Genomic DNA, 26,816 nt, shown 5'->3' on the forward strand with positions numbered 1-26,816 from the left:
CCGCTTCGCCGGTTCCGCCGCTGCTTCCGGGAGAAACGCCGATGAAGCCATTGCTGAGGACGGGCGAACACATCGAGGGGATGCACTGGGTCGCCGAGTATCACCCGCTCACGCACGACATCCGCGTGCTGCGCGACAACATCGAAGTCGGCACTTACTGCGCGCCGCCCACGCTGTTCGGTGAAGAGGAAGAGATGGGCGCCGCGAACCTCGCCGATCATCGCGGCCGGGAGGCCGCGCTGCGCGCGTATCTGCGCAACTTCGTCAAGGAACACGACGCGGAAGAATAACGGCGCGAAGTGCGCCGTTCACCGCGGGCCGGCGCATCGCACCGGCCCGCGCGTCGCTCAATGCCCGAGCGACTCGATCTTGCCGGCCGGCTGCGCGACGCCATGCGGCCGCGCCATCTGCTTGATCAGCAGCGCGACGCACGCGAGCAGGCCCGCGACGGCGATCGTCGCAAACACCCCCGCGAACGAGAAGTGCCGGCGCGTCAGCTCCGCGACGAGGAACGACCCGGCGATCCCGCCGAAGCGGCCCACGCCGAGCATCCACGCGACACCGGTGCCGCGCCCCTCGGTCGGATAGAACGCGGCGGCAAGCGCCGGCATCGACGATTGCGCGGTGTTCATCAGCACGCCGGCCACGAACACGACCAGCACGAGCAGCCCGACGTTGCCGGCCGCCTGCCCGATCGCATACACGCTCACGGCGGTCAGCGCGTAGCACGCGGCGATCACGCGGTTCGCGTTGAAACGGTCCATCAGCACGCCGCACAGCACGGCGCCCACGCCGCCGAGCGGGAACAGCGCCGAGATCAGCGTCGCGCTCTTCGGCGTCAGGCCGGCATCCTTCAGCAGGATCGGCATCCAGTTGATCGACGCGTAGAAGATCACGAGGCCCATGAAGTAAGCGATCCACAGCATCACGGAGCCGACGATGTACGAACGCGACAGCACGACGCCGAGGCCCTTGCTGCCCGTCTGCGGCGCGGCTTCGGTCAGCGCGAACGAGCCGGCGTTCAGCGCGTCGCGCGAGATGCGCGCGAGCGTCGCGCGGACCTTGTCGACCGCCTGGCCGCTCGCGACCATGAAGCGCACCGATTCCGGCATCTTCAGCAGCAACAGCACGCCGAGCAGCAGCGGCGTCACGCCGCCGAGCATCAGCACGCTGCGCCAGCCGAAATGCGGAATCATCCACGCGGCCAGGAAACCGCCGAACGCGGCGCCGAGCGGAAAGCCGCAGAACATCAGGTTGATCACGGTCGCGCGGCGCTTGTCCGGGCAGAACTCGCCCATCATCGTGACCGCGTTCGGCATCGCCGCACCCAGCCCGACGCCGGTGACGAAGCGCAGGATCGTCAGGTGCCCGATGGTGGTCGAGAAGGCGGACACGAAACACGCGACGCCGAACAGGAACACCGAGCCGAGCAGCAGCGAACGACGCCCGAGCCGGTCGGACAGCGGGCCCGACACGAGCGCGCCGCACGCGAGGCCGAACAACGCGGCGCTCAGCACGGGTGCGAGATCGGGCTTGGTGAGGTTCCATTCGCCGAGCAGCGACGGCGCGATGAAACCGATCGCTGCCGTATCGAAGCCGTCGAGCAGCACGATCACGAAACACATGAGGAACACGAGCCACTGAAAGCCGCCGAACGGCTGCTCGTTGATGAAGGTCTGGACATCGACCACGGGTGCGCGATTCATCGCGAGTCTCCTTGATGTATATGGCGCGACCTCGAAGCCGCGCCTTTCCTTGTTCGCGCACCGGCCATCCGGTGCGCCGCGCACCGATGCTCTGCCGGCGCGTTATTGCATCGTCGACGGCCCGCCAATTTCAGCGGGCCGCGCGATCGGGTGACTGCCGGTGTTTAACCGGCCTCGTCCTGTTCCTTGAAGATCTTGTCCGCGAGGTGGAACGCGGAATTCGCGGCCGGCACGCCGCAATAGATCGCGGTCTGCAGCAGCACTTCCTTGATCTCGTCGCGCGTCACGCCGTTGTTGCGCGCGGCGCGCAGATGCAGCGCCAGTTCCTCGCCGCGGTTCAGCGCCACCATCATCGCGATGGTCAGCAGGCTGCGCGTATGGCGCGGCAGGCCGTCGCGCGTCCAGATCTCGCCCCATGCATAGCGCGTGATCAGGTTCTGGAATTCGTCGGTCACCTCGGTGCGGTTCGCGAGCGAACGGTCGACGTGCGCGTCGCCGAGCACCGCGCGACGCACCTTCATCCCTGCTTCATAACGTTCCTGGTCATCCATCGCAGTGGCCTCACGCGGTCAGGAAATCGAGCAGCGCGCGGTTGAAGCCGCCGGTGCACTCGATGTTCGAAATATGCGCGGCATCGAATTCGATGTGAAGCGCACCGGGAATCGCGGCCGCGAGCGCGCGCCCCTGGTCGGGCGGCGTCGACATGTCCTTCGCGCCGGTCACGACGAGCACCGGCAGCGTGATGCCCTTCACTTCGTCGCGCAGGTCGGCCGCGTTCAGCGCGTCGCAGTTCGCCGCATAACCGTCCTTGTCGGTATGCACGAAGGTGTCGCGGATCGCGTCGAACATGCGCGGCTCGCGTTCGACGAACGCGTCGGTGAACCAGCGCGGCAGCACGGCGTCGGCGAGCGCGGCCATCCCTTCGGCACGCGCCTTCTGCGCACGCGGCGCCCACACTTCCGGCGAACCGATCTTTGCGGCGGTGTTCGACAGCACCGCACGAACGATGCGCGACGGGTAGCGCGCGGCCAACGCGGCGCCGGTCAGCCCGCCCATCGAGATCCCGCAGAAATGCGCGCGCGCGATGCCGACGTGATCGAGCAGGCCGATCACGTCGCCGGCGAGCTGCTCGATCGTGTACGAACCGGCCGGCGCATCGGAATGGCCGTGGCCGCGCGTGTCGTAGCGCAGGATGTTGAAGTGCTGCGTGAGCGGACGGATCTGCGGCGCCCACATCTGCAGGTCGGCACCGAGCGAGTTCGAGAAGACGAGCCACGGCGCGTCGTCGCGCGTGGCACGGTCGATCCGGTAATGCAGTTTCACGCCGTTGACAGTGGCGAAAGGCATCAATGTTCTCCTGGTTGGGTCGTGCCCGCATGCAGCGCGAGCACGGCGTCGACATAGGCCTGCGCCTCGCCGACGTAATGTGCGGGATCGAGCAGCCGCGCGAGCGCGTCGCGCGACAGGTACGCCGAGACGGTCGCATCGGCAGCGAGCACGTCGAACAGCGTCGCGCCGGTGCGCACGGCTTCCTTCGACGCGTGCTCGACGACGTGATGCGCATCGAGCCGGCCGATCCGGTCGCCGAGCGCGAGCATCACGGCTTCGCCGAGGATCAGCCCGTGCGTCAGGTCAAGGTTCGCGGCAAGGCGTTCGGTATTGACGTCGAGGCCCGCGACGATCTGCGCGATCTGCGCGAGCGCGCCGCCTGTCAGGCGCGCGAGGTCGGGCAACGCCTCCCATTCGGCCTGCCAGCCGCCGAGCGCGCGCTCGTGCTCCTGGACCATCCCCGCGAACACGGTCGCGACGAGGTTCGGCGCGCGCACGGCCGCGGTCAGCACGGCCGCGCAGCCAACCGGGTTGCGCTTGTGCGGCATCGTCGACGAGCCGCCCTTGCCGGCGGCGGCCGGTTCGCCGAGCTCGCCGACTTCGGTCTGCATCTGCAGCGACACATCGCGCGCGATCTTTCCGAGCGTGCCGATCAGCATGCCGAAGCAAGACGCGGCTTCCGCGATGCGGTCGCGCTGCGTATGCCACGGCACGGCCGGCGCCGCGAGCCGCAGGTCGGCCGCGAGCGTGGCCGTCACACCGCTCGCGTGCTCGCGCAGGCTGGCGAGCGTGCCGGCCGCGCCGCCGAATTGCAGCACCAGCACGCGCGCGCGCAATTCGGCGAACCGCGCGCGATGGCGCAGCAGCGCATCGAGCCATTGGGCGAATTTCAGGCCGAGCGTGATCGGCAGCGCCTGCTGCAACCAGGTGCGGCCGATCATCGGCGTCGCGCGATGCGTGCGCGCAAGCGCCGCGAGCGATGCGCACGCTTCGTCGAGCATCGGCTCGAGCACGTCGAGCGTGTCGCGCAGCTGCAGCACGGTGGCGGTATCGATGATGTCCTGGCTCGTCGCGCCCCAGTGCACGAACTTCGCGGCCTCGGGGTCGTCGGCCTTCACTTGCGCGGTGAGCTGCTTGACGAGCGGAATCGCGAGATTGCCGCCGAGCGCCGCACCGTGCGCGAGCGCATCGGCGTCGAGCCGGCCGGCGTCGCACGCGCGTTCGATCGGCGCGACCGCGGCGGCGGGAATCACCTGCTGCGCGGCGAGCGCGCGCGCGAGCGCGGCCTCGACGTCGAGCATCCGCTGGATCGTCGCGCGGGGCGACCAGATCCGGTTGAGCGGCTCGGTGCCGCAGATGAGGGAGGTCAGGCGGGCGCTGTCTTCGAGCATGGCATCAGATGGGGGAAACGGCGTGCGCCTATTGTCTACCCAAGCGTGCCGGCATGCGCACGAACGCGCGGCCGGCACGCCTCCGGTTCAGGCAGCGGCCTTTTGCGTCGCGTCGATCAGCGGCACGCCGGTCAGCTTCTGCAGTTCGTCGAACGACAGGTCGGTGAAGATCTCGCTCACCGCAAGGCCGTCGGCCGTCACGTCGAGCACGGCGAGATCCGTATAGATGCGGCTCACGCATTGCACGCCGGTGACCGGATACGAGCACTGCGCGACGATCTTGCTCTCGCCCTGCTTCGTCAGGTGCTCCATCATCACGAACACCTGCTTCGCGCCGATCGCGAGATCCATCGCGCCGCCGACGGCCGGAATCGCATCGGGCGCGCCCGTATGCCAGTTCGCGAGGTCGCCGTTCGCGGACACCTGGAACGCGCCGAGCACGCAGTAGTCGAGGTGGCCGCCGCGCATCATCGCGAACGAATCGGAATGGTGGAAATACGCGCCGCCGGTGAGCAGCGTCACGTGCTGCTTGCCGGCGTTGATCAGTTCGTCGTCTTCCTCGCCGGGCGCGGGCGCGGGGCCCATGCCGAGCAGCCCGTTCTCGCTGTGCAGGAAGATTTCCTTGCTCGGGTCGAGGTGGTTCGCCACCAGCGTCGGCACGCCGATGCCGAGGTTCACGTACGCGCCTTCGGGGATGTCCTGGGCGACGCGCTTGGCCATTTCATCGCGGGTCAGTCGTTTCATCTGGATATCTCCTTAAGCCGCGGCGTGCGACGAAGCGTGTTCGGCGGCCAGCTCGGCCGCGTGCGCGGCCTGCGGCACCTCGACGATGCGCTGGACGAAAATGCCCGGCGTCACGATGTGTTCCGGGTTCAGCCCGCCGAGCGGCACGACTTCCGACACCTGCACGATCGCGACCTTCGCGGCGCTGGCCATGATCGGCCCGAAGTTGCGCGCGGTCTTGCGATACACGAGATTGCCCCAGCGATCGCCCTTGTACGCTTTCACGAGCGCGAAATCGGCGTGGATCGGCGTTTCGAACACGTACTGCTTGCCGTCGATCACGCGCGTTTCCTTGCCTTCCGCGAGCTTGGTGCCGAAACCCGTCGGCGTGAAGAAACCGCCGATGCCGGCGCCCGCCGCGCGGATGCGCTCCGCGAGGTTGCCCTGCGGCACGAGCTCCAGCTCGATCTCGCCCGCGCGGTACAGCGCGTCGAACACCTGCGAGTCGCTCTGGCGCGGGAACGAGCAGATGATCTTGCGCACCTGCTTCGCCTTGAGCAGCGCCGCCAGGCCCGTCTCGCCGTTGCCCGCGTTGTTGTTGACGATCGTCAGGTCGCGCGCGCCCTGTTCGATCAGCGCGTCGATCAGCTCGGACGGCATGCCGGCCGTGCCGAAGCCGCCGATCATGATTGTCGCGCCATCGTGGACGTCGGCAACCGCCGACTGAAGCGATTCGAAAATCTTGTTGACCATGTCTCTTCCTGATACGAACCCGCGGCACGATGCGCGGCCTGTCGAGGGGACACGCGCGTTTCGCGTGCCGCGCCGGGGCCGATCTCGACTCCGGTATTTGTTCGCTATTCGAACCTAGATTCGATTAGCGAACGATGGGCCGATCATAGAGTCGTGCACAGCGCGTTGTCAAGGCGGGTTGCCTCGGGGGCCGTCGCGTCGTCGAACGGCAACCCGACGTAGTTTTCGGCGAGCGACTGCGCGGCGGCCCGCGAGCGCGTCACGTATTTCAGCTCGGCAAACTTCAGGCGATTGACGAACGGCGAATCCTCCGGCGACGAATGCAGCATGTTCGTCATGAAGTACGAGAAGTGCTCGGCGCGCCACACGCGTTCGAGGCAGGTCGCCGAATACGTATCGAGCGGCGTCGTGTCGCCCGTCCGGTAACGCGCGCCGAGCGCGCGGGACAGCGCGCGGACGTCAGCCACCGCGAGGTTCATCCCCTTCGCGCCGGTCGGCGGCACGATGTGCGCGGCGTCGCCGGCGAGGAACAGCCGGCCGTGCTGCATCGTCTCCGATACGAAGCTGCGCATCGGCGTCACGCTTTTCTGCGTGATCCGGCCCTCGGTCGGCGTCCAGCCCGTGTCGTTCGAGAAGCGCGTGTGCAATTCGTCCCAGATCCGCGTGTCGGACCATTCGGCGAGGTCCTCGTCGGGCTTGCACTGCAGATAGAGGCGCGTGACCGTCGGCGAGCGCATCGAGAACAGCGCGAAGCCGTTGTCGTGATGCGCGTACACGAGCTCGTCGAGCGACGGCGCCGCGTCGGCGAGGATGCCGAGCCACGCGAACGGATAGACGCGCTCGAACGTGTTCAGCCGCTCGGCCGGGATCGTCTGGCGCGCAATGCCGTGGAAGCCGTCGCAGCCGGCGATGTAGTCGCAGTCGATGCGGTCCGCGCGGCCGTCCGCGTGCTTGAACGTGACGAACGGGTGCTCGCCTTCGACGTCGTGCAGCGCGACGTCGCTGACTTCGAAGTGCATCGCGTGGCCATGCTCGACGCCGGCCGCGATCAGGTCGCGCACGACTTCATGCTGGCTGTAGACGGTGATTGCGCGCCCGCCGGTGAGCGCGGACAGGTCGATGCGGTGGCGCTGGCCCGAGAACAGCAGCTCGATGCCGTGATGCTCGAGCCCTTCGCGGCGCATCCGGTCGCCGAGGCCGGCGTCGTTCAGCGTGTCGACCGTGCCCTGCTCCAGCACGCCGGCGCGGATGCGGTTCTCGCAGTATTCGCGCGAACGCGCTTCGACGAGGATGGAATCGACGCCTTGCAGGCGCAGCAAATGGGACAGCAGAAGGCCGGACGGACCGGCGCCGATGATCGCGACTTGGGTGCGCATTGTTCGTCTCCAGAACATTAATTCGAATCGTGGAACACATTTGAGCGCTTTCCCGACTATGCGGCAACGCGATTCCGGAGATATGTTGTATACGTTTTTAAGATATTGGCTCGGTGATGGACACGCTCGATCTGAACCTCATTCCGTACCTCGTCGCGCTCGACGACACGCGCAACGTGAGCCGCGCCGGCGACCTGCTCGGCGTGAGCCAGCCGCGCGTGAGCACGGCGCTCGGCCGCCTGCGCGAGTATTTCGGCGATCCGCTGTTCGTGCGCACGTCGCGCGGGATGGAACCGACGCCGCGCGCGCTCGCGCTGCTGCCGGCCGCACGCGACGCGCTCGCACAGATCGAGCGCGGCCTCGTCGCGCCGCACGACTTCGATCCGGCCGCGAGCACGCATACGTTCTCGATCGCGCTGTCGGACGTCGGCGAGATCGTGTTCCTGCCGAAGCTGCTGCAAGCGTTCGCGACGCGCGCGCCGCATGCGAACCTGCGCTCGGTCTCGCTCGCGCACGACGAAGTCGGGCGTGGCCTCGAAGCCGGTTCGATCGATCTCGCGGTCGGCTACTTCCCCGACCTCGACGGCAACAACTTCTTCCAGCAACGGTTGTTCACGCACCGGTTCGTCTGCCTGATGCGGCGCGGCCATCCGTTCGAACAGGCATCGCCGTTTACGGTCGAGCAGTTCCTCACCTGCGGGCATGCGGTGGTACGCGCCGAAGGCCGCAGCCAGGAGGTGCTCGAGAAATATCTCGCGAAGCAGCGCATGCAGCGCCGCGCGGTACTCGAGACGCCGCACTTCATGAGCCTGCCGTTCATCCTGAGCCGCACCGACCTGATCGCGACGGTGCCGCATGCGATCGGCTATGCGTATGCGGCCGAACACGCGTTCATCGTGCCCGTCGAACCGCCGCTCGCGCTGCCGCGCTTCGACCTTAAGCAGCACTGGCATCGCAAGTACCACAACGATCCGCGCACCGCATGGCTGCGCGGCGTCGTCGCGTCGCTGTTCAACGACGAACAGGACGAATGGCCGAAGTGAACGCCAGGGACTGGCCTGTTCGCGCTGGCACGCACGACCCGCGAAAGCATGAAACAATTGCCGGATATCGGCCGCCCCGGGCGGCCTTCGATGGAGCCACTACATGGGTAAAAAATCCGCGCGGCCCGAGCCGGCCGCGTCCCGACCGAGCCGCGAAGAAGCGGAAGACGCCGTGCGCGTGCTGTTGCGCTGGGCCGGCGACGATCCCGCACGCGAAGGCCTGCTCGACACGCCCGCGCGCGTCGTGCGCGCTTACGAGCAGTTCTTCGCCGGTTATGCGCTGGAGCCGCGCGACATCCTCGCGCGCACGTTCAGCGAAGTCGACGGCTACGACGAGATGATCGTGCTGAAGGACATCCGCTTCGAGAGCTACTGCGAGCACCACATGGTGCCGATCATCGGCCGCGCGCACGTCGCGTATCTGCCGAACCATCGCGTGGTCGGCATCTCGAAGCTCGCGCGCCTCGTCGACGCGTTCGCGAAGCGCCTGCAGATCCAGGAAAAGATGACCGTGCAGATCGCCGACACGCTGTTCGACGTGCTGCAACCGAAGGGCGTCGGCGTGATCCTCGAAGCCGCGCACCAATGCATCTCCACGCGCGGCGTACACAAGCCGGGCGTCGAGATGGTCACGTCGCGCATGCTCGGCACGTTCCGCACCGATCCGTCGACGCGGCGCGAATTCCTGTCGATCGTCGCCAATCCTTCTTCAGTCAACCTGACGAATACGTAATGGAGTCGACGAAGCAAACGGCGCACGCGCCCGTCGTGCTCGTGACCGGCGCCGCACGCCGGGCCGGGCGCGCGTTCGCCGAGTATTTCGCCGCGCACGGCTATCGCACCGCGGTGCACTACGACCGTTCGGCCGATGCCGCGCAAGCGGCGGCCCGCGCGATCGCCGAACGCGGGCACGAGTCGATCGCGCTGCAGGCCGACCTGTCGGATGCCGCGCAGATCACCGCGCTGATCGACCAGGTCTATGCGCGCTTCGGGCGCCTCGACGTGCTCGTCAACAACGCGTCGGTGTTCTGGCAGGATCATTTCCCGAGCTTCGACCTCGCAGCGTTCGACCAGGCGTGGGCGGTCAACTGCCGCGCGCCGATCCTGCTCACGCGCGCGTTCTACGAACGGGCCCGCGCGGCCGGCACGCAGGGTGTCGTCGTGAATGTGGTCGACCAGAAGATCAAGGAAAACTTCCACCGCGACCATTTCAGCTACACGGTCGCGAAGGCCGCGCTCGGCAACCTCACGCAGATGCTCGCGCTGTCGTCCGCGCCCGTGCTGCGCGTGAACGCGGTATTCCCGGGGCTGATGCTGCCGAGCGACGACCAGACTCAGGCCGACTTCGAACACGCGAGCCGCGCATCGACACCGCTCGCGCGCATCGCGGGCCCCGATGACGTCGCGAGCGCGATCCTGCTGCTGACGGGCAACGCGTACAACGGCGTGGATTTCGTCGTCGATGCGGGGCAGAACCTGATCCGCGTCGACCAGGACGTGCTGTACAAGCACCGCTCGCCCGCCGGCAAGCACTGACACACGCGCCGTGGCAGCCGTGCACCACGCCACGGCTTTACGGCTTCTCGGCGCTCCCGCCTTCGCGGACCTTGCCCTGCGCGACACTCGTGCCGGCCGGCACGCTGTGCGTGAGCCACACGTTGCCGCCGATCACCGAGCCGCGCCCGATCGTCACGCGGCCGAGAATCGTCGCGCCCGCGTAGATCACCACGTCGTCCTCGACGATCGGGTGCCGTGCGTTGCCCTTGACCAGCGTGCCTTCGCCATCGGCCGGGAAGCTCTTCGCGCCGAGCGTGACGGCCTGGTACAGGCGCACGCGTTCGCCGATGATTGCCGTCTCGCCAATCACGACGCCGGTGCCGTGGTCGATGAAGAAGCTGGGGCCAATCTGCGCGCCGGGGTGGATGTCGATGCCGGTGGCCGAGTGGGCGATTTCATTGATGAATCGTGCGAGCAGCGGCACACCAAGCTGGTGCAGCGCGTGCGCGAGCCGGTGGTGCATCATCGCCAGCACGCCGGGGTAGCACAGCAGGATCTCGGTGATGTGCTGCGCGGCCGGATCGCCCGCGTACGCGGCCTGGATGTCGCTGACGAGCAGCGCGCGAACGGCCGGCAACTGGCGGCCGAATTCGCGCGCGATCTCGAACGCGCGTTCGTCAAGCTCGGCGAACGGCGTGTCCGCATGCTCGGGCAGGAATGGCAACGCGCGGCGGATCTGTTCGGACAGCACGCGCAGCGTGCTTTCGAGCGTATGGCCGACGTAATAGTCGACGCTTTCGTCGGTGAGATCCGGCGCGCCGTAATGCGTCGGAAACATCGACGCGCGCAGGCCGGTCACAATCTTGCAGATCGCGTCGCGCGACGGCAGTTCGCGGATGCCGCGCGGATGACGCGTGCGATGGAGTTCCTCGCGCGACTCGCGCAATCCGGTGACGATTTCTTCGAGGCCCCACTGACGGGCGGGTGATGTCGACATAGGCCAATGCATGCAGCCGCGCTCGATCGCACGGCCGCTAATAAAGTGACGGGTTCCGCAAGATTACCGCGTTTTGTGTCGGGAAGCGGCACGCCGGAAATCGACCGGCGGCCGGTGCCGTGGGCGGCCGACGCCGCGGGCGGGTGGCCGCATCAGATCGTGATGCTGCTCGCGTCGATCCAGCGCACGGCCCAGTCGCGCGCGTGCGCGATCGCGGCGTCTTCGTCGTTGAACTGGAGCTCGATCGGGAAAAAACGGTTCGCAACCAGCTCGCCGTCGCTCGATCGGGAGATCACGACGTAGGGCTTGAACGAACCGTCGCTGGCGCGCGCGGGCGCGCAGTTCAACAGATAACCGCGGTGCGTGAAGGCAGTAGTCGCTTGCATGAGTCCGCCACCTCTAGTCCCTTGCTTTGTTGTTCACTACCCGTCTTTAAGGGTGCTGCGGCGCCCCGGCGCGGGCAGAGGCGGCGAGATCGCATCCCCTGTCGCCGCTTCGCAGGAAAAGAATCATACTCTGTAGAAAACGCGTCTTCTAGCTGAAATAAATCATGACAAATCAGTGCGCGTCGCGCGACCGCGGCGATCGCCCGCGCGCCTTTTCCCGTCATGCCCGGAACGGGATTTGCTTCGATCCGGACCGCTTCGCCGCCAGGAGAGCCGTGATGGAACCATCCGGTCAAACAGGTCTTGCGCATCCGCACAGCGTCGAGCTCGACAACGACGACACCCACGACAGCACGGTCGACACCGACGGCAAGAACCGCGAGGCGTGGCTGCTCGCCGGCGGCGGGCCGATCCCGCCCGACCAGATCACGGGCAGCAACGCGTCGCTCGTCAATGCGATGCCCGAAGCCGGCGACGGCTTCGCCGGTTTCGACAGCCGCCCCGGCGGCAACCATCCGGCGTTCGCGCTGCGCGCGGGCTACGTGGTGATCGAGAAAGGCTTCGCCGCGCCGACGCCCGCGGACGATGAGCAGTTCGGTCCCGTCCACCGGATGTACGGCAGCGCGTACTGGCCCGGCCACGGACGGAAGCCGGAGCGCGTGATCGAGTTGACGACCGTGCCGAGATAGCCGGCGCGGCGTTTGAATCGATCGTTCGTTTGCAAACTGGCGTCGGTCGACGGCCGATGGTTATGGATCGGCACGCGCGACGGGTGCTCGAGCGAACGATTCCGCGCATCGGCATCGGCGGATCGATGCATGCCGCGCATCGCGATCACGCACATGCGTTGATCGAGGTCATGTCGAAACGGCGCGGTTGCGATTGAATAACGATGCGTGCGGTTCGTCAGCCTGGCTGTTATGCCGTGTCGAACCAGCATGCGTGCGTCGCGCGATGCGTGTGCCCGTGCAACGCGCAATTCCGATGCGTACGCATTCGTCCCTCGCGGCGATCGCGCAGACGATGAATGCGACCTGGCCAAGCGCCGCGCAGTGCGGCATGCGCTGCACTCATGGCTGCGCTTCCGCAGCACCGGAAGCACCGCGGCCGCGCGGCAGGACCGGCACCGCACTGCAAAGTCCCCGCCATTGGTTTACTCTGCCTCGCAGCATTGCTGAGCCTGATCGGCCATCCGGCCGACTTCGTTTCAACCCGCCACTCGGAGACACTATGTACAAGCGTATTCTGGTTGCCGTCGACGGCAGCGACACGTCCCGCCATGCATTCGATGCCGCGCTGGCGCTCGCGAAAGCACACGGCGCCGAACTGCAACCGTTCTACGTCGTCGAGAACGCCGCGATCTACTACAACGTGCCCGGCTACGATCCGTCCATCCTGCGCGATCAACTCGTCGCGCAGGGCGACGCGCTCGCGAAGGATTTCACGAAGCTGATGCAGGCAGCAGGCGTGAAGGGCGAGACGCGGCTGAACGAAGCGACGTCGCTCAACGACGTGTCGTCACTGATCCTCGAAGGCACGAAGGCATTCGGTGCCGATCTGCTGGTGCTCGGCACGCACGGCCGCCGCGGGTTCCGCCGTCTCGTGCTCGGCAGCATCGCGGAGCAATGCGTGCGCCACGCGACGCTGCCCGTACTGCTGATTCCGGCGGCCGCCACCGTCGACGAGCAGGCCGCCTGAACGGCGCTCGGCATGCGCGCCCGGTCGCGACGTTTTGTCACCCGACAGCGGCAATTTGCGGTGGGACAATGATTCCGTCGATTCAACGCCGGAGTAAACGATCATGCTGACGCCCGTCGCTACACGTCCCGCCGCCACGCCTCATGCCGGCAGCTGGGCTCCTCGTCAGGCCGCGCACTGCTCGTCGTGCGCAATGCGGCACCTGTGCATGCCGCAGGGCCTGGCGCCAGAAGCACTCAGTCGCCTCGAGTCGGTCATCTGCGCGGCTCGCCCCGTCAAGCGCGGCGAAGCGCTGTTCCGCGAAGGCGACGCATTCGACAACCTGTACGCGGTGCGCTCCGGTTCGCTGAAAACCGTCGCGACGCGCCATGACGGCCGCGAACAGGTCACGGGCCTGCATCTCGCGGGCGAAGCGCTCGGCCTCGACGGCATCTGCGACGACACGCATCCGCGCACCGCGGTCGCGCTGGAAGACAGCTCCGTCTGCGTGATTCCGTACAGCGCGCTCAAGACGCTGTGCTCGGAAGCCGGCTCGATGCAGTTGCGCATGCACAAGCTGATGAGCGAACAGATCGTGCGCGAAACGTCGCAAACGATGCTGCTCGGTTCGCTGAATGCCGAAGAACGTGTCGCCGCTTTCCTGCTCGACGTATCGTCGCGCTACCTGAAGCGCGGTTACTCGCCGTCGGAATTCAACCTGCGGATGACGCGCGAAGACATCGGCAGCTATCTCGGCATGACGCTCGAAACGGTCAGCCGCACGCTGTCGAAATTCCAGAAGCGCGGCCTGATCGAAATGCAGGGCCGCCACGTCCAGATCGTCGACTTCGACGGCCTGCATCAAGTCTGATGATGCCGCCCGGCGCGCGCCTGTCGCGCGCCGCCCGCGTCCTCCACATCGCGCCGTCGATCAATCGAGAAACAGCGCGGCACGCGTCTTGAGCGCCGCGCTGAAATCGTCGAGCCAGCCGATCGACAGGCGCCAGCTCTGCCAGTAAAGATCGATGTCGGTGGTTCGTCCCGGCGACATGTCGACCAGTTCGCCCGCCGCCAGTTGGCGATCGACCATCCGGTCCGGGCACATTCCCCATCCCAGCCCCGATTCGCATGCGCGCAGATAGCCCGCGACGTGCGGTATCCAGTGTTGCGGCGGATCGAGATCCGCGCGCGTCACGCGCCGGATGAAGCGCGCCTGCAGCCCGTCCTTCGGATTGAACATCACGCACGGCGCGCGGCGCAGCGCGTCGCGCGTGACGCCCTTGCCGAAATAGCGGTCGTGAAACGCCGGCGAGCACACCGCGCGATAACGAATGCGCCCGAGCCGCGTCGAGCGGCAGCCCTGAATCGGCTCGGCCTGCGCGGTCACCGCGCCCTGCACGCTGCCGTCGCGAATGCGCGCCGCCGTGTAGTCCTGGTCGTCGATCACGAGGTCGAGCAGCATCTCGCGCTCCGTGCAGAACGGCCCCACCGCATCGATAAACCACGTCGCGACGCTGTCGTCGTTGACGGCCACGCGCAACATCGGCCATGCGCTCGTGATCGAGCCCGGCAGCGCCGGCATCCGGCCGCCCAGTTCGGCCTCGAGCAATTGCACGCGTTCGGTATGCCGGCACAGCAGCGCGCCGGACGTGGTCGCGACGCACGGCTGCCCGCGCTTGACGAGCACGCTGCCGACGCGCTCCTCCAGCAGTTTCACGCGCTGCGACACGGCCGACGGCGTGACGTTCAGCTCCTTGGCCGCGCGCTCGAACGAGCCGTACCGGATCACCGCCGAGAGCGCATCGAGCAGGGCGTAGTCGAGCATTAGATTTCCTTAATCTGCATTAGGTGATTTAGCTTCTCTTATTTTCATGCTGACCGCAGACTAGCGCTACCCGATTATTCCGTCTACTGCTGCTATCGCTGTCATCATGAACTGGCTTGCTTTCTCTCACGGCGCCGCCCTGTGCGCGTCGCTCATCGTCACCATCGGCGCGCAGAACGCGTTCGTGCTCCGGCAGGGCATCATGCGTTCGCACGTCGGCAAGATCGTGCTGCTGTGCGCGCTGTCGGACATGCTCCTGATCGGCGCGGGCGTCGGCGGTGCGTCCGCGCTCGTCGAACGCTATCCGACCTTCGTTCATGCGGTGCTGTATGTCGGCCTCGCGTATCTCGCGTGGTTCGGCATCAACGCGCTGCGCCGTGCGCTCAAGCCGGGCCACGAAACGCTCGACGTGCGCGGCGACGCGGTCGCGCCGCCGCCGCAGCGCGGCATGGCGGTCGTGCTGATGACGCTCGCATTCACGTGGCTCAACCCGCACGTGTATCTCGACACGTTCCTGCTGATCGGCACGGCCGGCGCACGCGAGCCGGAAGGCGCGCGGTCCGCGTTCGCGATCGGCGCGATGACGGTCAGCGTCGTGTGGTTCCTTGCGCTGGGTTATGGCGCGCGACTGCTGGCGCCGTGGTTCCGCAAGGCCGTTGCATGGCGCGTGCTGGACGGCGCGATCGGCAGCATGGTGTTGTTCCTCGCGGCGGTGCAGTTGCGCTGACCGGCTCGCCGTCGCCCCGGCGGCTGCTTGCCGCCCGTCTTCCCGTCCGCTCCGGCGCAACGCCGGGGCAGCCCGCCCTCCCGCTCGCCTCCCGGCGCGCTCACGTAACGGACGAGCCGTCCGTTACTCGCCGCAAATCGCCCACCATCGCGGCAACGCGCCGCCTGCACGAATCCGATCGATCGGCGAGAATGTCCGGTGTCCCGCGACCACGGCGGAACCGCACCGCGCCCCCGTCTCGCCGCGATCGTTTTGGCCCATCCCGCAGTTCGATCCCATCACCCATCGATATCGGAGCAGAACATGGCACTACGCACCCTCGGCACGTCGAACATCCAGGTTTCGCCGCTCGCCTTCGGCGGCAACGTCTTCGGCTGGACCGTCGACGAAAACGCATCGTTTTCGCTGCTCGACGCGCTCGCGGAAACCGGCATCAACTTCATCGACACGGCCGACGTCTATTCGGCCTGGGCGCCCGGCAACAGCGGCGGCGAATCGGAAACGATCATCGGCAAGTGGCTCAAGCGTTCCGGCAAGCGCGAACAGGTCGTGATCGCGACCAAGGTCGGGCTGCTGGCCGCACGCGCGGGGCTGACCAAGGACAACATCCTGAAGGCCGCCGACGATTCGCTGCGCCGCCTGCAGACCGACTACATCGACCTGTATTTCTCGCATCGCGATCTCGCCGACACGGCCCCGCTCGAAGAAACGCTCGGCGCCTATCAGGCACTGATCGACGCGGGCAAGGTGCGCATCATCGGCGCATCGAACTACAGCGGCGCGCGCCTGCGCGAAGCCGCCGACATCAGCCAGCGCGACGGCCTGCCCGCGTACCAGGTCATCCAGCCCGAGTACAACCTGATCGACCGCACCGACTACGAACGCGATCTCGAACCGGTCGTGCGCGACCTGAAGCTCGGCGTCGTCAACTACTACGCGCTCGCGAGCGGCTTCCTGTCGGGCAAATACCGCAGCGAGGCCGACCTGAAGAAGAGCGTGCGCGGCGATCGCGTCGCCGGTTATCTCGACGAACGCGGCCTGCGCATTCTCGCGGCGCTCGACGCCGTGTCGGCGAAGCACGACACGCAGCCGGCCGCGGTCGCCCTTGCGTGGCAGATCGCGCGGCCGACGATCACCGCGCCGATCGCGAGCGCGACATCGCTCGCGCAGCTCGGCCTGCTCGGCGAAGCGATCCGCTTGCAGCTCGATCAGGACGACATCCGCCAGATCGACGCAGCCAGCGCAACCTGAAGTCCGCGGCGGCGACAGGCCGGCCGGTGGCGTCGCGCAATGCGGCGGCGCCGAGATCGGCCTGGGTCATGTGCGTTCCAGCGTCACCGCATGCGCGGATGCGGGAAATCCGGCAATGGCGGGTGGCTACAATGGCGTGCATCCGGCGGCCGCGCGGCTCGACACGGCCGAGCCGGCCTCCTTCGCGCTCGAACCCACACCACGCACAAAGACCGCCGATGACCCGCCTCCCCCGCTACGCCCGCCCGTTCGCCGCAACGCTCCCCGCGCTGTTCGCGTGCGTGCCGGCCGCATCGTACGCAGGCTGGTACGAAGTCGCGAACTACACCGGCACGATCGGCAATGCGCCGGTCCATGTGTCGCTGCAGACCTACGACGCACTCGACCGCAACGACGCAGGCCGTTGGCGTATCGATGGCAGCTACTACTACGACGCGCATCGCAAGCCGATCCCGCTGCAGGGGCACCGCGAGCCGGACGGCCGCATGACGCTGTGCGAAGCGTCGCCGGCCGCATCGAATGCCGAAGCGCCGGTGGTACCGGCTGCGTCGCCGTCGCACCCGAAACCCTGCCCGATCGCGCTGAACGTCGCCGGCAAGACGGCGACCGGCACCTGGGACGACGGCCGCAAGACGCTCCCGATCACGCTGAACGAAGTCGGGCGCCTGAACGACAACGATCGCGATCACCTCCAGCTCGACGGCGCCGTCGATATCCCGATGTGGTACCGCACGAAGACGCACATGCTGGTCGGCGTCTATACGTTGTCCGACTCGTGCGGCATCGCGATGCGATCGCTGCGGGCCGTCAACATCGCGACGGGCCGCATCGACCGCACGATCCCGCTCGACTGCGATGCGGGCATGGTGATGACGTCGATCTACGCGAACGTCACCGACGCGCGGCGCGCCGGCTACGTGAGCGTCGAGTTCCGCGACAGCAAGATGGGCTACGAGCAGGACGTTTCGCTCGGGCTGGCGCCGTCTTCATCGAAGTAAGCCGGCGGCAACGGTCGGCAGCGCGTAGCGATACGCGCACCATCTAGCCGAAAATCACCTCCGCGTTTTGACTCGCACGGCCGCTTCCGTTGACTGAGACGGACATCGATTGCGCGAACAGCCGCAACGCCCCGCTGCAAGGGCGTTGCACGCCCGCCCCGGTCTTTCACGGATTGACCGCGGCATTCGACGTGCCCGAGACTGCGCGGCTCGGACGGTCATTGGGAGAACGTCATGCCGGACACCAGCACGGGGATCGTCACGGTCTCGACGCGCGCCGTACGCGGCGCCGAGCGCGTCGACTTCTGGGTCGACCATGTCGCCCGCACGCTCGTACGGATCGAATGCAGCGGGAAATCGTCGGAAGGCATCGACGCAACGCTGCGCAAGCGCGATCTCGGGCTGTTCAGCGCATGCGACATCGTCGCGAACCGGCACTCTGTCGTGCGCACGTCGCACAACATCCATGCGGACCAGCGCGACGCCGTGTTCATCTGCCTGATGCACGAGGGGCAAGGCTATACGTTCCAGGACGTCGACTGCATGCAGCACGGGCCCGGCGATCTCGTCCTGTACGACACGTCGATGCCGTACGGTCACGGCTTTCCCGCCGACATGGCGATGACCGTGCTCGACGTGCCGCGCGACGTGTTCGAGGCGCGCGTCGGCCCGTGGCGCTACCGCAGCCTCGTCAAGATCGACCGCGGCGACGGTGTCGCGTCATGGGCGGTGCGGCAGGTGTATGCGCTGCTCGCCGCGCCGCAGGAACCGACGCCCGACGCGCGCGAGCGGCGCGCCGCCGCGATACTCGAGCTCGTGCAGTCGACGCTGCGGCTGCGCGACGGTGACGCGTCGCCGACGAAATCGACCGTCCACACGCTGTCGCGCGCGAAAACCTTCATCGACAGCCATCTCGCCGACGACGACCTCGACAGCCAGTCGGTGAGCCGCGCGATCAATCTGTCGCCGCGCCAGCTCGCGCGCGTGTTCGAGATCGAAGGGATGCCGCTCACGCGCTACATCCTCGCGCGGCGGCTCGAACGCTGCCGCGCCGACCTGCGCGACCGGTCGCTGAAGCACCTGACGGTCAGCGAAATCGCCTTCCGCTGGGGCTTCAACAACAGCGCGCATTTCAGCCGCAGCTATCGCGCGCGCTTCGGCGAGACGCCGAGCGACACACGCGCCCCCGCCGAGGCGCGCTAGCGCCGCCGTGTCCCTGCGAGGCAAGCACGGTGTCCGTCCCGGTCAAATGGGGCCGCATACCGGTCGCTAAGCTGGCTTCTTGCGCGGCGGCACTCGTTCCGCCGCCCGACAGCAAGGAGAAGAAGCGGGATGGAGACGTACGACCATATCGTCGTCGGCGGCGGTTCGGCCGGCTGCACGGTCGCGCATCGGCTGGTGAAGGCCGGCAGGCGCGTGCTGCTGCTCGAGGACGGCCCGAAGGACGACAGCCTGTTCATCCGGATTCCGGCGACCTTCATCCGGGTGCTCGGCACGCGGCGCACGGTCACGTTCGAGAGCGAACCGCAGCCCGGCGCGGCGGGACGCAAGACCTACGTGCCGCAGGGCCGTACGCTCGGCGGCGGCAGTTCGGTCAACGCGATGCTGTACGTGCGCGGCACGCGCGACGACTATGACGACTGGGCCGCGCTCGGCTGCACGGGCTGGGGCTGGGACGACGTGCTGCCGGTGTTCAAGCGCGCCGAATCGCACCTGCGGCTCGCCGAGCCGTTCCACGGCACCGACGGGCCGTTGAAGGTGGGCGACACGCGTTTCCGGCATCCGCTGAGCCTCGCGTTCGTGAAAGCTGCGCAGGAAACCGGCATCGCGTACAACGACGACTTCAACGGCGCCGCGCAGCATGGCGCCGGCTTCTATCACACGACGATCTTCGACGGGCAGCGCGGCAGCACCGCGGCCACTTATCTCGCCGACGCGATCAGCCACCCGAACCTGCGCGTGCTGACCGGCTGCCGCGTGACGCGCCTCCTGTTCGACGGCCGGCGCGCGACCGGCGTCGCATGGCGCGCGGAAAACGGCGCGACGGGTTCGGCCGCCGCGCGCGCCGACGTCGTGCTCGCGGCCGGCGCGCTGAGCACACCGAAACTGCTAATGCTGTCGGGCATCGGGCCCGGCGCCCACCTGCGCGCGCACGGCATCGACGTGCTGCACGACAGCAGCGACGTCGGCACGAACTACCAGGATCACCTCGAAGTGTCGCTCTACGGCCGCAGCCACGCGCCGGTCAGCCTGCTGGGCGAGGATCGCGGGCTGAAGGCGCTGCGCCACGGGCTGCAATGGATGCTGTGCCGCACGGGCCTGCTGACGTCGAACGTCGTCGAATCCGGCGCGTTCGTCGATACGACCGGCAGCGGCCGGCCGGACATCCAGTTCCACGTGCTGCCGACGCTCGTCGGCGACGTCGATCGCGAACCGCTGCCCGGCCATGGCCTGTCGATCAACCCGTGCCTGCTCAGGCCGCGTTCGCGCGGCTCCGTGCAACTGCGCTCCAGCGATCCGGCCGCGCCGATCCGGTTCGACAGCGGCGCGCTGTCCGACCCGGCCGACGTCGACGGCCTCGTGCGCGGCGTCGCGCTCGCCCGGCGGATCATCCGCGCGCCGTCGCTCGCGCGCATCGTGCGCGAAGCCGAGACGCTGACCGACGCGGCACTCGCCGACTACGTGCGGCGCCGCGCGAAAACCGTCTACCACCCGGCCGGCACCTGCCGCATGGGCAGCGACGGGAACGCGGTCGTCACGCCGCGCCTCGCGGTGCAAGGCATCGACGGATTGCGGATCTGCGACGCGTCGGTGATGCCGCGCATCGTGTCGGGCAACACGAATGCGCCGACGATCATGATCGCGGAGCGCTGTGCCGAGTTCATGCTGGCGGATTGACGCCACGCGCGGCGTCACGGCGAAAGCGGGAACGAAAATGAAAACGGCGCGTGACACTCGCGCCGCCGCCACCTCAACCTACCGGGATCAGCACTCGGCCGCGCGCGCCGCATCACGCAGCGCCATCGGCGACGCGCCGTAGCGCTCGCGAATCGCGCGGCTGAAGTGCGCCTGGCTCGAGAATCCCCAGCGAAACGCGATCTCGCCGACGCTGGTCTTGCGCAGCCGCGCATCCGTCAGTTCGCGATGCGCGTGCGACAGCCGTTCCGACCAGATGTGCTGCGTGATCGATTCGCCTTCGGCCGCAAACAGCCGGCCTAAATGACGCAGCGACAGCCCGACCGCATCGGCGACAGCCTGCGGCCCGAGCTCCGGATCGCCGAGATGCGTCGCGATGTACTGCTTCGCGGTCAGCAGGTACGACAGCGACGCGCGCGATGCGCCCGCGCCGTTCACTTCCGCGTCGATGAGTTCCGCGATCAGCCTGCGCGTGTACTCGGCGAAACGTGCGGCGTCCTGCTCGACCGGCTCCTTCATGAAACGCTCGACGCTCGCGCGCAACGTCGTGCCGAGCATCGCGCCCGCGCCCGGTTTCGGTGCGATCCGCAGCGGCAGCGCCGCCAGCTCGGCATCGAGCCGGTCGTCGAACGTCGTGATCGGGATATCGATCAGCAGCTGCCGCATCGGCGTCAGGAATCCGAACAGATAAGGCACGCGCGTGTCGTACACGACGACGTCGCCGGCTTCCGCGAGCAGGCAGCGGTCGCGCTGGATGAAATACGCCCGCCCGCTCAGGATCTGGCACGCGAACAGCGACTCCTTCGGCAACTGGCGCACCAGCGCGGGGCTGCGCTCGATCACGTGATCCCGGCCGCTGATGTCGGCGATGCCGAGGCCCGGCAGCGCGATGTCGGTCTTCTCGACTTCGAGCCCGGCCGGCGACAGCGACGAGCAGCGCAGGCCGACCAGCGTCGCCGCATTGAACGCATCCCAGTACGCCATCCTGTCGCGCGCCGGCACGTCGGCCGTCGAGCCTCGCGTGCGTGAAAAAACGGTCGAATTCGTCACGTCGCCTCCTGCGGGCGCCTGTCGTGCGAGCGGCACGGATTGGGGGATGGTTCGTCTGGATTCTGGTGCAGTGCAATGTCCGGCGCGGTCAAGCAATTCGTCCAGCCCAGTCAAGAGCGGCGCGCACCGGCTGGCTAAAGTCGAGCCCACGACACCAACATACAAGGAGACAGACCGTGGTCGACCAAGCCGTATCCGAATTCTGGCAAAACATCCCGCCGATTGCCAATCCGTTCAAGCCCGATGCGCTGCCCGAAGCCTATATCCCGAACGCGGCCACCGACGACGAGCGTTATTACGTTCCGTTCACCGAAACGGTTTCGTCGCGGCCGCTGTGGATCTCGCCGTCGCAGAACAAATGGTGCGACATCCTGATGGCGAAGGAAGCTGGGCTCGTGAACCGGCACTATCACCCGCACGAGGTGTTCGCGTACACGCTGTCCGGCAAATGGGGCTACCTGGAGCACGAATGGACCGCGACGCGCGGCGATTTCGTGTACGAGACGCCGGGCGAGGGCCACACGCTCGTCGCGTTCGATCATCCCGAGCCGATGCGCGCGTTCTTCATCGTCAAGGGCCCGCTGATCTGGCTCGACGAAGCTGGCAACCCCGACGGCTATTTCGACGTGCACTCGTACATCGCGATGTGCAAGGCGCATTACGAGAAGGTCGGCCTCGGCGCGCAAGCGATCGAGAAGCTGTACCGCTGACGCGCGACGAGGCCCGCCATGTCATCCCATCCCTCCCCCAGACTCGCATGGACGTACGAGAACAGGCTGCTGCTGATCCTGTTCATGACGTTCGGTTTCGTCTTCTTCGACCGCCTCGCGCTGTCGTTCCTGTTCCCGTTCATGTCGGCCGAGCTGCACCTGACGAACACGCAACTCGGCATGGTGTCGTCCGCGCTCGCGCTCACATGGGCGCTGTCGGGCGCCGCGACCGGCGCGTGGTCCGACGCGCGCGGCACGCGCAAGCCGCTGCTGATCGCGGCCGTGCTCGGCTTTTCCGTGTGCTCGGCGCTGTCGGGGCTCGTCGGCGGCTTCGCGAGCCTGATCGCGTTCCGCGCGCTGATGGGCATCGCCGAAGGCCCCGTGCTGCCGCTGTCGCAATCGCTGATGGTCGAGAGTTCGACGCCGAGCCGCCGCGGGCTGAACATGGGCCTGCTGCAAGGCTCGGCCGCCGGCCTGCTCGGCGCGATGATCGGCCCGCCGGTCGTGATCGGCATCGCGACCGCGTATGGCTGGCGCAACGCGTTCTACGTGTCGTGCATCCCGGGCTTCCTGATCGCGTTCTGCATCTGGCGCTGGGTGCGCGAAGTGCCGCCCGGCGGCGTCCGGCATGCGCAGGCCGATGCGGCCAACACGGCCGGCGCGCCAGCGGCGAACGGCGCGGCGAGCGGCCGTTGGGCATTGCTGAAGGAACGCAACATCCTGCTCTGCGTGCTGATCAGCTGCTTCTTCCTCACGTGGTTCATCGTGATCATCTCGTTCGCGCCGGTCTTCCTCGTCGAGAGCCGCCACCTGTCGCCGTCCGACATGGGCGTCGTGATGACCTGCCTCGGCGCCGCGTGGGTGTTCTGGGGCTTCGCGGTGCCGGCGATCTCCGACCGGATCGGCCGCAAGCCGACGATGATCGTGTTCGCGCTGATCGCCGCCGCGTGCCCGGTCGCGTTGATACACGCGAATACGTTGGGGGCGCTCTGCGCGCTCGTGCTCGCGACCTACACGGGCCTCGGCTGCTTCACGCTGTTCATGGCGACGATCCCGGCCGAAACGGTGCCGCCCCGCTCGATCGCCAGCGCGCTCGGGCTGATCATGGGCGCGGGCGAGCTGATCGGCGGCTTCGTCGCGCCGACCGTCGCCGGCTTCGCGGCCGACAAGTACGGCCTGCAGTTCGCGATGTGGACGTCGGCCACCGGCGCGATCCTCGCGTGCGTGCTGTCGTTCGGCCTCGTCGAGACCGCGCCCGCCGTGCTGCGCAAGCGCGCGCTCGCCGGCGCTGCCGCGAACCGCCTCGATGCGCAGAACCTCGGAGGACGATGACATGCGAGCCCTTCAATGGCATGGCCCGCGCGACGTCCGTCTGGTGAAAATCGATACGCCGCGAGTCGGCCCCGGCGACGTGCGCATCACGGTCGCGTATTGCGGGATCTGCGGCAGCGACCTGCACGAATATGCGGACGGCCCGCACGCGATTCCGGTCGAGACGCCGCATCCGCTGTCGCGCCGCACCGCACCGCTCACGCTCGGCCATGAGTTCTGCGGCACCGTCGTCGAGGTCGGCGAAGGCGTGACGGCGCTGCGCGCGGGCGACCGCGTCGCGGTCGAGCCCGAGTACCGCTGCCACCAGTGCGCGTACTGCCGCTCGGGGTCGTACAACCTGTGCGTGTCGATGGGTTTCGCCGGGCTGATGGGCGACGGCGGAATGGCCGACTTCGCGGTCGTGCCGGCCTACATGCTGCATCGGCTGCCCGACGGCGTGAGTCTCGAACAGGCCGCGGTGATGGAGCCGGCCGCCGTCGCGCTGCACGCGTTGCGGCGCGGCGCGCTGCGGCTCGGCGAGACCTGCGCGGTGTTCGGGCTCGGGCCGATCGGCCTGCTGCTGATCATGCTCGCGAAGCTGCAGGGCGCGACGACGATCGTGGCCGTCGACGTATCGCCCGAACGGCTCGCGGCCGCCACGCGCTTCGGTGCGACGCATACGTTCGACGCGCGCGCGCTCGATGCGTCCGCGCTGCAGGACGCGATCCGCTCGGCTACAAGCGGGCTCGGCGTCGACGCGAGTTTCGAGGCGGCCGGGCTGCCGGCCACGTTCGAAGCGGCGATGCAGGCGCTGCGCAAGGGCGGCCGCGTCGTGATGGTCGGCCTGATGCCGCATGCGGGCTTCGACGCGTTCCGCGCGGTCAACGACGAGCTGACCTTCACCGCGAGCGTCGGCTATCGGCATGCGTACGAAGACCTTCTGCGCATCGTCGCGTCGGGCGCGCTCGATCTGACGTCGATCGTCACGCGCACCGTGTCGCTCGAAGAGGCCGTCGCCGACGGCTTCGACGCGCTGCTGGCCGACCGCACGCAGATCAAGATCCTCGTTTCACCCGCGCAACGGCCGGCCCGTCGCGCACACACCATCGGGAGTGTCGAGCATGAGTCGTCAGTGGGCGTTTGAGGGCCGGTCCGTCGTCGTGACGGGCGGCACGTCGGGCATTGGTGCGCGCACCGCGATGCGGTTCGCGCAGGCAGGCGCGTCGGTCGTCGCGCTCGGGCTCGATGCCGGCGGCCCACATGCGCCGGTGCATCCGGGCATCCGGTGCGTGGAGCTCGAGGTGACCGACAACGATGCGCTGACGCGCACGATCGCCGCGCTGCCGCGGCTCGACGTATTGGTCAACGGCGTCGGCATCAGCCGGCACGCGGACGAATACCGGATGGACCAGTTCGAGCTCGTGCTGAACGTGAACCTGACGTCGGTGATGCGCGCATCCGACGCCGCGCGGCCGGCGCTGTCGGCGAACGGCGGCAGCATCGTCAACATCGCGTCGATGTACACATACTTCGGCAGCAAGGACCGCCCCGCATACAGCGCGAGCAAGGGCGGCATCGCGCAGCTCACGCGCTCGCTCGCACAGGCGTGGGCCGATCGCGGGATTCGCGTGAACGCGGTCGCGCCCGGCTGGATCGACACGCCGCTCAGCAGCGGGCTGATGGCCGACACGCAGGCGTCGCGCCGCATTCTCGAGCGCACGCCGCTCGGGCGCTGGGGCACGGCCGACGAAGTCGCGGAAGTGATCCTGTTCCTGTGCTCGCCCGGCGCGTCGTTCGTCACCGGCGCGGTCGTGCCGGTGGACGGCGGGTATTCGACGGTCTAGCGCGCCGCGTACGCGGCAGCGGCGGACGGGCGACGGCCCGCCGGTGCCGCGTGCGCGATCCGGTTCCTTTCGGTTGCACCTGAATCGGGATCGATCCCGGCCAGGTTCAATCATATCAATCAGTAGTCCAATCAAAAATATCCGATCCGATCGGAAACATGTGAGGAGCACATTGGAGATGACGAAAAAGACCCTTCTGGCGCTCGCCGCTTGCGCGATTCCTGCTGCATCGTTCGCGCAAAGCAGCGTGACGATGTTCGGGCTGATGGATGCCGGCATCAGCTATGTCAGCAACCAAGGCGGCCACGGCAATCCGAAATTCGACGACAACATCTTCTTTCCGAACCTGCTCGGGTTCGAAGGCAAGGAGGATCTCGGCGCGGGCACGCGTGCGATCTTCCGGCTCGTCAACCAGTATTCGCTCGGCAACGGCTCGATCATCGGCGGCGGCTTGTTCGCGCGGCAAGCCTACGTCGGGCTGGAGAACGACCGCTACGGCAAACTCACGCTCGGCAACCAGTACGAGTTCATGGTCGATTCGCTCGCCGCCAGCGGCAACGAGATCGCGCAGGATCTCGTCGGCCTGTACGGCTTTCGCAACGGGCCGTTCGACAAGCTCGCGCTGCCGAACAACCCAACCGGCGCGTTCGACTGGGATCGCGTCGCGGGCAGCAATCGCGTCGCGAATTCGGTCAAGTACACGAGCCCGTCGCTGTCGGGCCTGACCTTCGGCGCGTTGTACGGTTTCGGCAACGTCGCGGGGTCGGTCGGCGCGAACAACACGGTCAGCGTCGGCGCAAGCTACGACAACGGCCCGTTCGGCGCGGGCGCGGCCTATACGAACCAGAAATACGGCGCGTCGGCGGGGCTGCCGCCGACCAGCGTGCGCAACTGGGGCGCGGGCGTGCACTACACGCTCGGCACGGTCACGGGGAAGGCGCTCGTCACGACCGTGCACAACGCGCAGAACGGTGCGGGCGCGTGGTCGGCGGAAGCCGGTGCGGCGTGGCACCCATCGCCGGCGTGGGTGGTCGGCGCGAGCTATACGTACATGAAGGGCAACGACACGCTCGACAACCCGCATGCGCATCAGATCCTGGCCGCCGTCCAGTACTGGCTGTCGAAACGCACGATGGTGTATGTGGCGGGCGTGCATCAGCGCACCGGCCACGGCAGCAACGCGCAGATCAACGGCGTGATGGATGCGAACGGCGCATCGAGCGGCGCGCTGCAGTCGATCGCGCGGATCGGGTTCAGTACGCGGTTCTGACGGGGAATGGGTCGGCCGGTTTGCGCCGGCCCGATC

The 26,816-nt window shown here is 67.7% G+C and carries 28 protein-coding genes; 17 read left to right on the top strand and 11 right to left on the bottom strand.

The features are described 5' to 3' along the window. The first annotated feature begins 41 nt into the window (after positions 1–41). The gene (locus tag H3H55_RS32105; RefSeq protein WP_048250588.1) at positions 42–290 is read left to right on the top strand and encodes a hypothetical protein; all 249 of its coding nucleotides are present in this window, start codon (positions 42–44) and stop codon (positions 288–290) included. 57 nt (positions 291–347) lie between these two features. Here H3H55_RS32105 and H3H55_RS32110 read toward each other — a convergent pair whose 3' ends face one another. The 7 genes from H3H55_RS32110 to pobA form a co-directional block, all read right to left on the bottom strand. Next, on the bottom strand, positions 348–1,706 hold the full coding sequence (locus H3H55_RS32110) for an MFS transporter (protein WP_193101940.1): 1,359 nt from the start codon (positions 1,704–1,706) through the stop codon (positions 348–350). 164 nt (positions 1,707–1,870) lie between these two features. Further along, positions 1,871–2,257, bottom strand: coding sequence for a 4-carboxymuconolactone decarboxylase (pcaC, locus tag H3H55_RS32115; protein WP_193101942.1), 387 nt, complete (start codon positions 2,255–2,257; stop codon positions 1,871–1,873). 10 nt (positions 2,258–2,267) lie between these two features. Next, positions 2,268–3,053, bottom strand: coding sequence for a 3-oxoadipate enol-lactonase (pcaD, locus tag H3H55_RS32120; protein WP_193101943.1), 786 nt, complete (start codon positions 3,051–3,053; stop codon positions 2,268–2,270). Continuing rightward, positions 3,053–4,426, bottom strand: coding sequence for a 3-carboxy-cis,cis-muconate cycloisomerase (locus H3H55_RS32125; RefSeq protein ID WP_193101945.1), 1,374 nt, complete (start codon positions 4,424–4,426; stop codon positions 3,053–3,055). The genes pcaD and H3H55_RS32125 overlap by 1 nt, the downstream gene beginning before the upstream one ends. An 87-nt stretch (positions 4,427–4,513) precedes the next feature. Next, the gene (locus H3H55_RS32130; protein ID WP_006482308.1) at positions 4,514–5,170 is read right to left on the bottom strand and encodes a CoA transferase subunit B; all 657 of its coding nucleotides are present in this window, start codon (positions 5,168–5,170) and stop codon (positions 4,514–4,516) included. 12 nt (positions 5,171–5,182) lie between these two features. Beyond that, positions 5,183–5,902: a 3-oxoacid CoA-transferase subunit A gene (locus tag H3H55_RS32135; RefSeq protein WP_048250596.1), complete on the bottom strand. Its 720-nt coding sequence runs from the start codon at positions 5,900–5,902 to the stop codon at positions 5,183–5,185. Between the two features lie 143 nt (positions 5,903–6,045). Then, positions 6,046–7,278 (bottom strand): 4-hydroxybenzoate 3-monooxygenase, encoded by a 1,233-nt coding sequence (pobA, locus tag H3H55_RS32140; protein WP_193101947.1) that lies wholly within the window; start codon positions 7,276–7,278, stop codon positions 6,046–6,048. Between the two features lie 116 nt (positions 7,279–7,394). Between pobA and H3H55_RS32145 the strand changes: the two genes are divergently transcribed. The 3 genes from H3H55_RS32145 (at position 7,395) to H3H55_RS32155 (ending at position 9,857) form a co-directional block, all read left to right on the top strand. Further along, positions 7,395–8,321: a LysR family transcriptional regulator gene (locus H3H55_RS32145; RefSeq protein WP_193101949.1), complete on the top strand. Its 927-nt coding sequence runs from the start codon at positions 7,395–7,397 to the stop codon at positions 8,319–8,321. Positions 8,322–8,424: 103 nt separating this feature from the next. Beyond that, a complete protein-coding gene (gene folE / locus H3H55_RS32150; RefSeq protein WP_048250599.1) occupies positions 8,425–9,054 on the top strand; it encodes a GTP cyclohydrolase I FolE in 630 nt (209 codons plus the stop codon). Beyond that, the gene (locus tag H3H55_RS32155; RefSeq protein WP_193101951.1) at positions 9,054–9,857 is read left to right on the top strand and encodes an SDR family oxidoreductase; all 804 of its coding nucleotides are present in this window, start codon (positions 9,054–9,056) and stop codon (positions 9,855–9,857) included. The genes folE and H3H55_RS32155 overlap by 1 nt, the downstream gene beginning before the upstream one ends. A gap of 37 nt (positions 9,858–9,894) precedes the next feature. Here the strand turns inward: H3H55_RS32155 and epsC are convergent, their stop codons facing one another. Beyond that, entirely contained in the window at positions 9,895–10,815 is a 921-nt protein-coding gene (epsC, locus tag H3H55_RS32160; RefSeq protein WP_129516158.1) for a serine O-acetyltransferase EpsC, read from the bottom strand. Positions 10,816–10,967: 152 nt separating this feature from the next. Then, positions 10,968–11,201, bottom strand: coding sequence for a hypothetical protein (locus tag H3H55_RS32165; protein WP_048250603.1), 234 nt, complete (start codon positions 11,199–11,201; stop codon positions 10,968–10,970). A gap of 278 nt (positions 11,202–11,479) precedes the next feature. On the opposite strand from H3H55_RS32165, the gene H3H55_RS32170 reads away from it, so the two are divergent. The 3 genes from H3H55_RS32170 to fnr all read left to right on the top strand — a co-directional run bounded on the left by H3H55_RS32170 (position 11,480) and on the right by fnr (position 13,749). Further along, on the top strand, positions 11,480–11,890 hold the full coding sequence (locus H3H55_RS32170; RefSeq protein WP_193101953.1) for a DUF3005 domain-containing protein: 411 nt from the start codon (positions 11,480–11,482) through the stop codon (positions 11,888–11,890). Between the two features lie 541 nt (positions 11,891–12,431). Continuing rightward, positions 12,432–12,899, top strand: coding sequence for a universal stress protein (locus tag H3H55_RS32175; RefSeq protein WP_193101954.1), 468 nt, complete (start codon positions 12,432–12,434; stop codon positions 12,897–12,899). A gap of 103 nt (positions 12,900–13,002) precedes the next feature. Further along, positions 13,003–13,749, top strand: a complete 747-nt coding sequence (gene fnr / locus H3H55_RS32180; protein ID WP_047902056.1) for a fumarate/nitrate reduction transcriptional regulator Fnr — start codon at positions 13,003–13,005, stop codon at positions 13,747–13,749. 60 nt (positions 13,750–13,809) lie between these two features. Here fnr and H3H55_RS32185 read toward each other — a convergent pair whose 3' ends face one another. Further along, a complete protein-coding gene (locus H3H55_RS32185; RefSeq protein WP_193101956.1) occupies positions 13,810–14,703 on the bottom strand; it encodes a LysR family transcriptional regulator ArgP in 894 nt (297 codons plus the stop codon). 106 nt (positions 14,704–14,809) lie between these two features. On the opposite strand from H3H55_RS32185, the gene H3H55_RS32190 reads away from it, so the two are divergent. From H3H55_RS32190 to H3H55_RS32210, 5 genes are all read left to right on the top strand, one after another. Beyond that, entirely contained in the window at positions 14,810–15,430 is a 621-nt protein-coding gene (locus tag H3H55_RS32190) for a LysE/ArgO family amino acid transporter (RefSeq protein WP_193101957.1), read from the top strand. A 303-nt stretch (positions 15,431–15,733) separates the two neighbouring features. Then, complete coding sequence (locus H3H55_RS32195; protein WP_193101959.1) at positions 15,734–16,681, top strand: aldo/keto reductase; 948 nt, start codon at positions 15,734–15,736, stop codon at positions 16,679–16,681. Between the two features lie 218 nt (positions 16,682–16,899). Then, on the top strand, positions 16,900–17,679 hold the full coding sequence (locus H3H55_RS32200) for a hypothetical protein (protein WP_193101960.1): 780 nt from the start codon (positions 16,900–16,902) through the stop codon (positions 17,677–17,679). Between the two features lie 234 nt (positions 17,680–17,913). Then, the gene (locus tag H3H55_RS32205; RefSeq protein ID WP_193101962.1) at positions 17,914–18,882 is read left to right on the top strand and encodes a helix-turn-helix domain-containing protein; all 969 of its coding nucleotides are present in this window, start codon (positions 17,914–17,916) and stop codon (positions 18,880–18,882) included. Between the two features lie 129 nt (positions 18,883–19,011). Then, positions 19,012–20,577, top strand: coding sequence for a GMC family oxidoreductase (locus tag H3H55_RS32210; protein ID WP_193101964.1), 1,566 nt, complete (start codon positions 19,012–19,014; stop codon positions 20,575–20,577). A gap of 87 nt (positions 20,578–20,664) precedes the next feature. Here H3H55_RS32210 and H3H55_RS32215 read toward each other — a convergent pair whose 3' ends face one another. Continuing rightward, entirely contained in the window at positions 20,665–21,645 is a 981-nt protein-coding gene (locus H3H55_RS32215) for a helix-turn-helix domain-containing protein (protein ID WP_193101966.1), read from the bottom strand. 176 nt (positions 21,646–21,821) lie between these two features. Here H3H55_RS32215 and H3H55_RS32220 point away from each other — a divergent pair, with 176 nt between their 5' ends. The 5 genes from H3H55_RS32220 to H3H55_RS32240 all read left to right on the top strand — a co-directional run bounded on the left by H3H55_RS32220 (position 21,822) and on the right by H3H55_RS32240 (position 26,780). Continuing rightward, entirely contained in the window at positions 21,822–22,355 is a 534-nt protein-coding gene (locus H3H55_RS32220; protein ID WP_129516149.1) for a 2,4'-dihydroxyacetophenone dioxygenase family protein, read from the top strand. Positions 22,356–22,373: 18 nt separating this feature from the next. After that, entirely contained in the window at positions 22,374–23,687 is a 1,314-nt protein-coding gene (locus tag H3H55_RS32225; RefSeq protein ID WP_193101968.1) for an MFS transporter, read from the top strand. 1 nt (position 23,688) lies between these two features. Continuing rightward, positions 23,689–24,810, top strand: coding sequence for a 2,3-butanediol dehydrogenase (locus H3H55_RS32230; RefSeq protein WP_193101970.1), 1,122 nt, complete (start codon positions 23,689–23,691; stop codon positions 24,808–24,810). After that, positions 24,788–25,510, top strand: coding sequence for an SDR family NAD(P)-dependent oxidoreductase (locus H3H55_RS32235; protein WP_193101972.1), 723 nt, complete (start codon positions 24,788–24,790; stop codon positions 25,508–25,510). Before H3H55_RS32230 ends, H3H55_RS32235 begins: the two co-directional genes overlap by 23 nt. Before the next feature lie 178 nt (positions 25,511–25,688). After that, the gene (locus H3H55_RS32240) at positions 25,689–26,780 is read left to right on the top strand and encodes a porin (protein WP_193101974.1); all 1,092 of its coding nucleotides are present in this window, start codon (positions 25,689–25,691) and stop codon (positions 26,778–26,780) included. Positions 26,781–26,816: the final 36 nt, after the last annotated feature.

This window comes from Burkholderia sp. Z1, from assembly GCF_014893795.1.
Classification (GTDB): Bacteria; Pseudomonadota; Gammaproteobacteria; order Burkholderiales; family Burkholderiaceae; genus Burkholderia; species Burkholderia theae.